This window comes from Pseudoalteromonas sp. SR41-7, assembly GCF_014163935.1.
Taxonomy (GTDB): Bacteria; Pseudomonadota; Gammaproteobacteria; order Enterobacterales; family Alteromonadaceae; genus Pseudoalteromonas; species Pseudoalteromonas distincta.
This window is the reverse complement of the sequence record NZ_JACJEF010000012.1, coordinates 58,238-69,635: the sequence shown is the minus strand read 5'-3', so window position 1 is coordinate 69,635 and position 11,398 is coordinate 58,238. Positions and strand designations below refer to the sequence as shown.

General features: G+C 39.0%; 9 protein-coding genes. 3 read left to right on the top strand and 6 right to left on the bottom strand.

The annotated features are described in order from the left end of the window. Nucleotides 1-72: 72 nt before the first annotated feature. Together H5092_RS15445 and H5092_RS15440 are read left to right on the top strand one after the other, a co-directional pair. Nucleotides 73-543, top strand: coding sequence for a DUF2721 domain-containing protein (locus tag H5092_RS15445; RefSeq protein WP_007377300.1), 471 nt, complete (start codon nucleotides 73-75; stop codon nucleotides 541-543). 92 nt (nucleotides 544-635) lie between these two features. Further along, nucleotides 636-1,088 carry a cytochrome c gene (locus tag H5092_RS15440; RefSeq protein ID WP_024595584.1) on the top strand — a complete coding sequence of 151 codons (453 nt, stop codon included), beginning with the start codon at nucleotides 636-638 and terminating at the stop codon, nucleotides 1,086-1,088. Between the two features lie 113 nt (nucleotides 1,089-1,201). Here the strand turns inward: H5092_RS15440 and H5092_RS15435 are convergent, their stop codons facing one another. Both H5092_RS15435 and H5092_RS15430 read right to left on the bottom strand, forming a co-directional pair. Beyond that, nucleotides 1,202-4,357 (bottom strand): efflux RND transporter permease subunit, encoded by a 3,156-nt coding sequence (locus H5092_RS15435; protein WP_182733896.1) that lies wholly within the window; start codon nucleotides 4,355-4,357, stop codon nucleotides 1,202-1,204. 14 nt (nucleotides 4,358-4,371) lie between these two features. Next, on the bottom strand, nucleotides 4,372-5,550 hold the full coding sequence (locus H5092_RS15430) for an efflux RND transporter periplasmic adaptor subunit (protein ID WP_182733894.1): 1,179 nt from the start codon (nucleotides 5,548-5,550) through the stop codon (nucleotides 4,372-4,374). Nucleotides 5,551-5,838: 288 nt separating this feature from the next. Between H5092_RS15430 and H5092_RS15425 the strand changes: the two genes are divergently transcribed. Beyond that, nucleotides 5,839-8,346 carry a zinc-dependent metalloprotease gene (locus H5092_RS15425; protein ID WP_182733892.1) on the top strand — a complete coding sequence of 836 codons (2,508 nt, stop codon included), beginning with the start codon at nucleotides 5,839-5,841 and terminating at the stop codon, nucleotides 8,344-8,346. Between the two features lie 69 nt (nucleotides 8,347-8,415). Here the strand turns inward: H5092_RS15425 and H5092_RS15420 are convergent, their stop codons facing one another. The 4 genes from H5092_RS15420 to H5092_RS15405 form a co-directional block, all read right to left on the bottom strand. Further along, nucleotides 8,416-9,204: a PhzF family phenazine biosynthesis protein gene (locus H5092_RS15420; protein WP_182733889.1), complete on the bottom strand. Its 789-nt coding sequence runs from the start codon at nucleotides 9,202-9,204 to the stop codon at nucleotides 8,416-8,418. A 19-nt stretch (nucleotides 9,205-9,223) separates the two neighbouring features. Further along, the gene (locus H5092_RS15415) at nucleotides 9,224-9,697 is read right to left on the bottom strand and encodes a pilin (protein WP_182733887.1); all 474 of its coding nucleotides are present in this window, start codon (nucleotides 9,695-9,697) and stop codon (nucleotides 9,224-9,226) included. Further along, on the bottom strand, nucleotides 9,694-10,515 hold the full coding sequence (locus H5092_RS15410) for a hypothetical protein (protein WP_182733885.1): 822 nt from the start codon (nucleotides 10,513-10,515) through the stop codon (nucleotides 9,694-9,696). The genes H5092_RS15415 and H5092_RS15410 overlap by 4 nt, the downstream gene beginning before the upstream one ends. 70 nt (nucleotides 10,516-10,585) lie before the next feature. After that, on the bottom strand, nucleotides 10,586-11,200 hold the full coding sequence (locus H5092_RS15405; RefSeq protein ID WP_182733883.1) for a PQ-loop repeat-containing protein: 615 nt from the start codon (nucleotides 11,198-11,200) through the stop codon (nucleotides 10,586-10,588). Nucleotides 11,201-11,398: the final 198 nt, after the last annotated feature.

The window sequence follows — 11,398 nt, the reverse complement described above, 5'->3', positions numbered from 1 at the left end:
TCTTAATAAGCCTACATCAGGTACTCTGTAGATATATAAGTCATTTTCAAGCTCAACTGATTAAGGGTAGGAATGAATAACGAAGTAATAAATATTTTAACTATGGCTAAAGTAATTCAAACAGCTGTTGCCCCAGTATTCTTGATCACGGGTATTGCCGCTACTTTAGGTGTTTTATCTAATCGTTTGGCACGTATTACCGATAGGGCACGTCAGTTAGAACGCAGATTAAAAGTAAGTACTGACGAGGACTTTAATAAATCACTCGCTACAGAGCTGCGCGCTCTTTTAAAGCGTTCTCGATGTATACATATTGCTTTTAGTTTAAGTGTATTAAGCGCATTACTTGTATGCGCTGTGGTTATGTTGTTATTTTTATCGCACATTCAATCTATAAACTTAGGCGTGACTATTGCTTGTTGTTTTGTAGCAGCAATGGCATTACTCATATGTGCATTTATGTCGTTACTTGGTGAGGTATTCTTAGCAACTAGAAGCATGCGTCGCGGGATGATATTTGCAGATATTGATATAAACGATTAAGTTTTAGTTAAATCTATCGTATTCACTTGAATAAATACGATGTTAGATACAAGATACCGAATTAAGAATTACAATTTTCAACAGGGGCAAACATGAAATTAAAAAAAGTATTAGCAACAATAGCACTGGCAACGTGTGCATTTAGCGTATCGGCAAATTCTGCATTTAAAGAGCCAAGTGACGCGATTGAATACCGCCAAGCAGCGTTTTCAATGATCTCAGTACAAATTGGTGACATGGGCGCAATGCTAAAAGGTAAAGTACCTTTTGACGCAGAGCAATTTAAAAAGCGTGCTAACAACGCAGCTGCACTTTCAAAAATGCCATGGGAAGCGTTTTACGAAGGAACAGATAAAGGCGACACAGCTGCACTTGCTGCTGTTTGGTCTGAAAACGATACTTTTATGAAAAAAGCAACTGCATTCCAACAATACGCGGATGAGTTAGCAGTAGCGGCTCAATCAGGCGATAAGGCCGTAATTGGTAAAGCTTTTGGCGCATGGGCTAAAGGCTGTAAAGATTGCCATAAGCAATTTAAAGATTAATTATTGTTGTTTTAATACTTAATGTAGTAACAACAAATGATAAAAAGCACTGAATGGTTAATCATTCAGTGCTTTTTGTACCCGGCATTTAAGCCCGTATGTTATTTATTGAGCTAAACCTTCTGCGGGCGACGTTTAAATACAGTCCTAATCCCACCCAAAATGCGTGTAAACACCTTACCAATATCACTTAATATAATGTACAAGCATGGCACTAATATAAGTGTTATTAATGTTGCAAACATCACTGCAAAACCAAGCGCTACCGCCATAGGTATTACAAACTTAGCCTGCAGGCTTGTTTCAAACATAATGGGCAATACACCTGCAAATGTAGTAATTGAAGTAAGTAATATAGGTCTGAATCGAGCACAACCGGCATCTATTACAGCATTTTTAATACTAACACCTGTTTTACGGGCTTGATTCACATAATCGGTCATAACGAGTGAGTCGTTTATAACCACCCCTGCTGCTGCAATAATACCAAAGCCAGACATTAAAGTTATATCCAAACCAAACCAGTAATGCCCCCATATTGCTCCCGTTAAGCTAAATGGAATCACCGACATAACAATAAGTGGTTGCGCATAACTCTTAAGGGGTACGGCTAATAAAATATACACCAAAATCATACCGCCGAAGAAAAACATCTTCTGCTGATTAGCCTGATCTTGTTGCTCTTCAATGGCGCCACCTAGTTCTGACTTAACACTTGGGTATTCTTCTTTAAGTTGTGGTAGTAGCTTTTCTTTAATTTGATCTACAACTTCGTTTGGCTCAATCACTTCTTCATCTATGTTTCCATAAACATACACAGTACGATATCCCCCTTCACGGCGGATATAACTAATACCTGGTGTTTCAGTAAGTTCAACTACATCACCAAGCAGTACTTCACGGCCCTGCGGGGTAGTAACAACCGCATGCTTAAGTGACGAAAATGCCTCTCGAGTCAGTTTAGGGTAACGCACCATTACACGTACTTCCTCGCCTCGGCGAATAACACGTTGAGCCTCACCACCGTAAAAGCTTGCCCCAACTTGATTTGCAATAGAAGCTAAGTCTAAACCTAAGTCGTAAGCGACCGGTTTTAGGCTCATTTGCACTTCTTTACTTGCAGGATCTATTGTTGAGCTAATATCAAACAAACCTTCTTGCTGTTGCAGCAACTCTATAAAACGACGTCCTGCATTATTTAATGTATCAATATCAGAGCCATATAATAAATAACCAAATTCGCCGTCACTGCTCCCTCCATTTACATCATCATAAATGGTTAATGATTTAACACCGGCAATATCGGGCATCGCCTCGCGCCAACGTCGTGATAATTCAAACGCGTTATAAGGCCTTATACTTTCATCAACAAGGGGAACAAGCACTTGTGCTTCAGTTCGCCCTTGGTTAAATACTAAAATATCTCTTATGAGTTTTTGACCATATTTGCGTTCGGTATCTTCATCAATCGCAATCACCATCGCTTCTATTTCACGAATAGCATTTATTGTTTGTATGTCAGATACATTGTCATTCATTTCTAGATTTATTTGCGGGTAGTCATGCGGGATTTTTGGCATAAACCCGGTACGAACTTGATTTGATGAGATTAAAGCAAAGGTTACGATTAATAGAGCAATAAATGAAAATAACACTGACCAACGCCATTCAACACAACGTATAACAAAGCGTTTATATGGGCCATTTACAAAACCAAAAAATCGCGTATTAAACCGATCGCGCCAGCCACCCTCTTTTATTGGTGAAAAATGAGTGTGAGCAATATGGGCAGGCAATATCAACTTTGATTCAATCAAACTAAAAACTAAACACAACATTACCACCACTGCTATACCATAAAAGAAGGCACTTTCTGGGCCTGTAGATAACGTAAACGGAGCAAATACTGCAATGGTAGTTAGTACACCAAAAGTTGCAGGGGTTGCTACGCGTTTTGCGCCATTAATCACATTAACAACACCACCGCCTTTTTTTTCTATTTCGGTGTAGGCACTTTCGCCTATGACAATGGCGTCGTCCACCACAATCCCTAGCACCATAATAAAGGCAAAAAGTGATAAAATATTAATGGTTACACCAAACAATGGCATCATCATCATTGCGCCCAAAAAGCACACTGGCAAACCAATCATCACCCATAATGCCAACTTAAAGCGTAAAAAGATTGATAGCATAATTGCAACCAAAATAGCGCCCTGAATGAGGTTTGTAACCATCATGTCTAAGCGGGCATTTAGGTAATACGTAAAATCCATTAGTGGCTCTAAACGAACCCCCAGTGGTAGCTCTTTGTTTTTTAATTCTATAAATGCTTTTACTGAATCAGCAACTGGGATAATACTTTGCTCTTCAGTCGCTTTTACCGATATATAAACTGCATTTTCACCATTGAATTTAAAGTAACGCTCACCTTCAGTGAACTGATCTTTAATCACGGCAATATCTTGGAGTAACACTTTAGCGCCATTAGCCCCTATTTTTACCGGTATTTGCCTAAATTCTTCACCAGAGTAAAACTGATTTTCGACGCGAACAGAAATAACACCTGCGTCTGTTTTTAGCTGCCCCGCCGAAAAGTTAGCTGAGTAACGACGCACTGCATTCATTACATCACTAAGGGTTAGGTTATACTGACGCAGCGTATCGGGTTCGATTTCAATTGCTATTTCATCAAGAGGAACATCGTTTACCACTAACGACACGTTAGATAGCTGTAGTAACTCATCTTCTATTTGGTTTGCTATAGGCTTAAGCTCAGTTAGCGGTATGTCGGCAACGAGTGTCATACCTATAACATCTTGCCTAAACTCAACTTGACTTATGGTGACCGGTTCCATACCGGCAGGAAACGTTGCTATACCATCAACCCGTAATTTAACTTTATCGAGTATATCGGTCAGCTCTACATCAGTATTTATTTCAAGACTTGCTGTACCGCCATTTCTAAATGCCCTGTACACACCTTTTTTAATTTCGGTCACATCTTTTAGCGACTCTTCAATTTTTATAAGTATGCTTTCTTCTATTTCTTGTGGTGAAGCGCCGGGGTAGTTAGCTTCAATATTAATGTAGTTAATTTCTACATTAGGGAACATTTGGCGTTGGATATTTAGAAAGCTAATAATTCCCATCACCACAATAAAAATCATCATTAGGTTGGCAGCAACGGAGTTATTAGCGAAGTAAGCAATAATACCGGTTTGTTTTTCAGCGTTAGGCGCTGTATTTGGTAGTTCAGTGTTACTCATAACTCAGCCTACCTTTATAATTTTTCAGTGGAAGCATTTTCAAGTGCCTCTGTATTTTTAGTATTTTGAAGGCCCACAATTTTTACAGCCATGCCTTTTTGCGGATATTCTGGCAAAGTAATCACCAACTTATCATCTGTTTGCAAACCATCACTGATGTAAAAGTACTCACCCTCTTCACGAATAACTGTGACTTTGCGCGGCTCAAGTTGCTGCTCTTCATTAACGATCCATACGGTTTTGTTATTAACTAACTCTTGCGGTAAGCGGTAAATATTATTAAGCATTGCACCTGCAAAATTTACCTGTACGTAGCTACCAAACTTAATGGCTGGTTGTATATTCTTAAGACCGTATGGGTCTTCTATACGCACTACTAAACTGCTCATACGCGTAGCGTTATCAACAATCCCTAGGTCGCGGTCAATTACACCTTCACGGGTGAAGCTGTTTAGGCCTTTTTGAATAATCGTTGCGGTAATACCTTTAATACGCTCTGGCAAAAAAACGCTATCGAACCCTGCTATAGGAATAATCACTTCAGCGGTCTCAATATTATTGAGTTCAGCAACTTGCGAACCCATAGTGACAAATTGTCCAACACCTATATTTCGACTAATAACCAATGCGTCGTAAGGGGCTGTAACATCACAATTATCCAAATCACGTTGCGCGCGCTTTAATGCAGCTTGCGCCGACTTAACAGATGCTTGTGCACTGAGCACTTGAGGTTTACGTAAAAATAAATCTGTGCGCGCTTTACTTGGAAAGCGCTTGGCTTCGTCTTCGGCTACTTGAGCTTGAGCTTGTTCCTCTATTAAACCCGCTTGTGCGCGAGCAAGCTCGGCCTCTGCAACAAGTACTGCTGCTTCATAGTTGTCTTTTTCGATAGTGAATAAGGTTTCACCGCGAGCAACTATGCCACCGGCTACAAAATTAGGATGCCAACTTAACACCTCGCCCGACACCTGCGCCGAGAGCAGTGTATTTTCAAGAGGCTTTACTTCACCGTAGCTATTAATAATAACTTGATGATCGTTTGCAATCACTGGCTCAACTTGCACTGTTGGACGAGTATCAATTACTTCTTTTTTTTCTGGATCTTTTGCAATGGCATTGATTCCCATAAAGCCAACAACACCAACAATGAGCGCTACAAATGGAAAAACCCATCTAAGTGAATTTGTTTGCATATCCTATTATCCCCAAAATTCTATTAACGCCATAATACCAGAGCCATATGAAACATTAAGGTGACATTTGTAAGCAACTGTTGCAAATACATATAAACCGCTGCTATTTAGGGCTATAGAATATAACTTCACATGCAGCTCACCTCATTCGTTATATTTTGTTACAAACTTTTATTCATTAATATCAGTTTATTAGCGTTAAACACTTAAATTTCATCGCGAAGATGTGCGAAATTAAATTAATTTACGTACAGTCCAATTAAATTAACAAATATTAAAAGTCTCAAAATGAAATTAACGACCATCACCCTTGCGCTTAGCTTAGCGTTTGGCAGCCATGCATTTGCAGCCGATAAAAAAGACGAAAAAGAGTCAAAAACACTTAGCGAAATGATCAAAGGACAAACCGAATTTGCCGGTATATTTAGCCTTTATCAAGACGAAAAAACCGGTAAGCACCTTATGGTGATTAACGAATCCCAACTCAATACGCCGTTTGTGTATTTTGCGCACACTGTCGATGGCGTTACAGATGCAGGCCATTATCGTGGTTCGTACCGCGAAACTAAATTAATTGAATTTAGAAAATACTTTGACCGTATCGATATTATTAGCAAAACACCTCGCTACAAATTTGACGAAAGTAGTGCAATTTCAAAAGCAAGTGATGCCAATATTAGTGAAGCGGTACTTGCGAGCATTAAAATAGAAAAAGAAGAAGACGGTAAAATAGCATTTAATGTAAATAAGTTATTTTTAAGCGAAGCACTTCATAAAGTATCACCTACGCCAAATCCAGCAGATAAAAACGCTAAAAAACGCTTTAAAGTAGGTAAACTAGACGATAAAAAATCACGCATTATTAAACAGCGTCCATATCCTAATAACTTAGACGTGGTTGTTGATTACGTATTTACTAACCCAAGCCCAACGGTACGTGGCTCAAATGCAGTAAGCGACCCGCGTAGCGTATCGGTAAAAGTTCAGCACTCGTTTGTCGCTCTACCTAGCAATAACTACGCACCACGTATGGATGATGCGCGCATTGGTTATTTTACAAATCAATTTGATCAAATGACATCTACCGATTGGGCACCTTATCAAGATGTTATAAAACGCTGGGACTTACAAAAGAAAGACTCAAGTGCTGCGCTTTCAGAGCCAGTAAAACCAATTACTTGGTGGATAGAAAACACCACACCCATTGAATGGCGCGATACTATTCGTGACGCTGTTTTAACGTGGAATACCTCTTTTGAAAAAGCCGGCTTTAAAAATGCCTTAGAGGTAAAAGTACAACCAGACGATGCAGACTGGGATGCGGGCGATATCAATTACAACGTACTGCGTTGGACTTCGTCACCTAAGCCTCCATTTGGCGGATACGGGCCAGCACTTGCTAACCCATTAACAGGCGAAATACTGGGCTCAGACATTATGCTTGAGTTTGTATTTATGAAAAACCGCTGGATTTACGACACACTTTTCACACAAGGAACAATGAGCCACGGTGAAACAACAAATACCGGCGAGCTAAATTGCTCTCTTGGGCATGAGATTCAACAAAATCTAATGCTTGCCAAAGGCCTTGCTAGCGGCGACAAAATTGAAGATAAAGAAATGCTTCGCCAAGGTCTAACGCAATTGGTACTTCACGAAGTTGGCCATACTTTAGGTCTTAACCATAATATGAAATCATCAATTTTGTGGGATGAAAAAGAAGTACACGATAAAAACAAAACACAAGGCATAGTAACCGGTTCTGTTATGGATTATGCACCCGCTAACATTGCCCCAATTGGTATGCAGCAAGGTGATATTTTTCAAACAAAACCTGGTCCTTACGATGATTGGGCAATTAACTATGGCTACAGCGTAGCGCTTGCAGATGAAGCTGCTGAGCAAGCTCGACTTGAAAAAATACTTGCTCGTTCAAGTGAACATGCCCTTGCCTTTGGTAACGATGCAGACGATATGCGCGCACCAGGTCGCCATATAGATCCACGTGTAATGATTGGTGATTTGTCGTCAAACCCTGCTGCCTATGGCGCAGATCGTATGGCACTAATTAATAAACTATTTACTGAGCTAAAAGATAAAGCAACGGTTAAAGGTGAGTCTTACCAACAGCTTGTTACCTCTGCTAATAGCTTATTTGGTCAGTACCGAGCTCAAGCAGGTGTGGTTTCTCGCCAGATTGGTGGCGTATACGTTGAGCGCGCTGTAGTGGGTGATACAAATGCAGATAAACCATTTACACCGGTATCGCTTGAGCGTCAAACACAAGCAATGGATATACTAGCCAAGTTTGTATTTGCACCAGATGTACTACAAAACATGCAACCTCTTTATAGCTACTTACAGCTGCAACGTCGTGGTTTTAATCACTATGGCAAAAATGAAGACCCTAAAGCACACCAAATGATTTTAGGAATGCAAAAGTCTGTACTTGCACAGCTATTACACCCAGCGGTATTACTGCGTATTTCTGATACTGCTTTGTACGGTAACGAATATAGCCTAACTCAGTTTATGGAAGATTTAACCGCCAGCATTTTCGTGAAAAACAAAGACGCAAACTCTATTAGTCACAATTTACAAATTGAGTATGTTAACCAGTTAATTGCAATTGCTGGTCTTGGCAAAGCAAGCAAATACGATAACTTAGCTAAAACAGCCGCGTTATATCAGCTAACTCAAATAGCCGATACCAGTGTTGCTTGGGGTGCAGATACAGCAACTAAAGCGCATAAAAAATATATTGATCGCTTAATTGCAAAAGCGCTAGAAGCATAAAATACCTCTACTAATTGAGTAAACCAAGGCCACGATTTACGTGGCCTTTTTTATAACTTAATTCACAGTTTAAATATAAATAGTGCCTTTTAAATACCTTACAGCATGCCCGGTCAAAGTGACGGTTGTATCATCCACTTTGCAAATTAAATGCCCGCCTCTGCTTGAAGCCTGATAAGCACTTAACGTAGTTTTACCAAATTGCTGCGCCCAGTAAGGTGCCAAGCCAGTATGAATTGAGCCCGTTACATAATCTTCGTCGCCACCGCTTGCAGGCCAAAAATAGCGAGATATAAAATCATATTCAGCACTTGGAGCAGTGGCCACTACATCAAGTGGATAAAGCGTTTTTAAAAGCTCAGAGTTAGTTTTTAATTCAAGTATTTGATCGGCATTTTCATAAATAGCAAAGTAAGCTTGGCGATTTTTAAGTACTTTACTCGGTTGTATAGACAAGCCATCAAGCAATTGCTGCGGTACATTTTGCACTTCAACCGGTGCTTGCTTAGGAAAGGTCATTGCAAAGCTGCCATCAGCGTTTCTATTAACGATTAGCTCGCCCACCGCATCAGCAATAAAGCGAATTTGCGATATGTTATGCTCTTCACATAAAACATAGGCAGCCGCAAGTGTGGCGTGACCACAAAAGTCGATTTCCATCAACGGCGAAAACCAGCGAATAACAAAACTTTCATCGTCTTGCTGGTAGGTAAAAGCAGTTTCAGATACGTTATTCTCAGCGCCAATCTTTAGCATTAAATCGTCACTTAACCACGATTCTAGTGTGATCACTGCCGCATAGTTACCTTTAAATAACTCATCCGTAAACGCATCAATTTGATGAATAGCTAATTGCATTTTAATTCCCCAAACTATTTTATATACACGCTGAAGGTAAAATTTCTTTTGGTACTGTTGTTTTATTTTCGCCAACCGCTTGCATGCCAGTCACCGGCTCGTCAAACCCACATAACCACGCAATTGGGCTTGTAGGGCTTCCCGTTACAACAGCCGGTCTGAATGTTAAAACTGTATTTTTCAAAAGCTGTGAAGCTTTATTACCCAAGCTAATATGAATAGCACCATTATCAACTGTAATACCCGTTACCCGATTGCCAATCAAAAATTTACTTGCAGGTACACCGGCTTGTTCATTACTTGCTGGAAAACGCCTGTTTTCAAGATAATAAACCGTAACGTCTTCTCTAATGGCAGCAGCCATTGCAAGTGGATCAACTAATTCGGCTCTTTGTAAATACTTACTGTACTGAGGTAGTGCAATAGCCGCCAAAATACCAATCATTGACACTACAACCATTAACTCTATTAGGGTAAATCCTTTTGTTTTCATAATACTTCTCCCATCATAAATATTGGCTGATAAGCCATTTTTACAAATAAATAAACCGACACCACAATAACTATGCCGTATAAAATTACTAATTTATTAATATAGCTTTTAGCCATCGCATTAAACGACATTAACTTTTGCTTAAGTAACACAGTAAATTCATCGTTGAGTTCAAGGCCTAACGACTCACATTTTTCAAAATGTATTGTCTCTGCCGTTGTTGCTTTAAAACCTTTTTTATAAGCATAAGGAAACTCTATGATTGCAATTAATGCATCATATTCATTGCGTAAACGACGCGGTAATAAAATATTATACATACCCGAAAAAGGAGTAGTTGTAGTTAAGGAACTAGCATTTTTGAGCTTAATGATAGCCATAACAATAATAATCAATAGCAAAGCAAGTAGCATTATAGGGACATACCAGTAGGTAAGGTAATAGTCGAATGTCGCGCTTAATGAAGGACTAAATGAGCTATACATTTCTACAAACTGAGGAACAACAAAGCTTTGATACAGCTGTGAGGTAAAGCAATAAATAATAAAAACAGCAGTTAAATAAATTAACCACCCTTTATGTTCAAATTTAAACTCATTAATAAGATCGGGAATGTTTTTATAGCAAGCGGTTTGCTTTTGCGAGGTTTCTTCATCTTCCGCTATTTGCCAAGCGATATTATGAGCCAACTCACTGTGCGACCCATTATCTTTATAAATTTGTAAATGAGACTCTGAACAAAGCTGTAATTTTTGCTCCGTACTTAGTGTTTTTGAGCTTTTAACACGGCATATATACCCAAACTGATTCCAATTCATACTTTATCCTTTTGTTAGATAAAGTAATTTGCCATAAATTAGGTTAAATAGGAACTTAAGTAGCTTGTTTTTAAGCCATTACAGGTCGCATTCTATAATATTGCATACAACCAAATTGCACAGCATTGGTAAGCAATAGCATAATAAACATAAGTAAGTGCGCCGTGCTTGGAGCAACTGTTGTAAGCTCAACAACTAAGCCGCAAATACCAGCAATAAACTGCAAGCTAAAGTAGCGCGCGCTTAAATTACTCACATTACCCGTACGCAATGTTTTATAAGTTTGCGGCATAACACGTACCGAACTCATCACAAGACCAACATACGTTAAAGCGCTTAATACCGTTGCAGTATGAAGGCTTGAATTTAAAAGCAGTGAAAAAGGCAGTAACGAAAAACCTAGCATAGTAACCAGCTGTACACGTTCTCGTTTAGCTGCATTGAAACGTGCAAAAAAATATAAAATAAGCCCGCTTAACGCACCGGTTACAATAAATGGTAACGCAATATAATAGCGCTCAAAGAAAATATTGTAGGTTATAAAATAAAGGCTTTGTGCTAATCCAAATGTCATCATTAATAGTGACAAACCAGAGACACTACGATTTTTTCGAATTTTGTTTAGTAATGGTAAAAAACTAAAAACCAAAATAAAAGAAGACAATATAGGCAAATAATGCGCCAAAGCAACCTCGCTCGTTATATAAATGTTAATTAAAAACAGAAATAAAAACATTTAATAAACATCTGTTTTTAAAAGGCTTTTACTATGAGCGCGGCATTGTAGAGCCGCGTAAATTTAACTCAACTAAATAAGATATTCTTATTTTAGGTACTGGAAAGCTAGGTATACAAAAACCGTAGAATTAAGTTCACGGTTTAC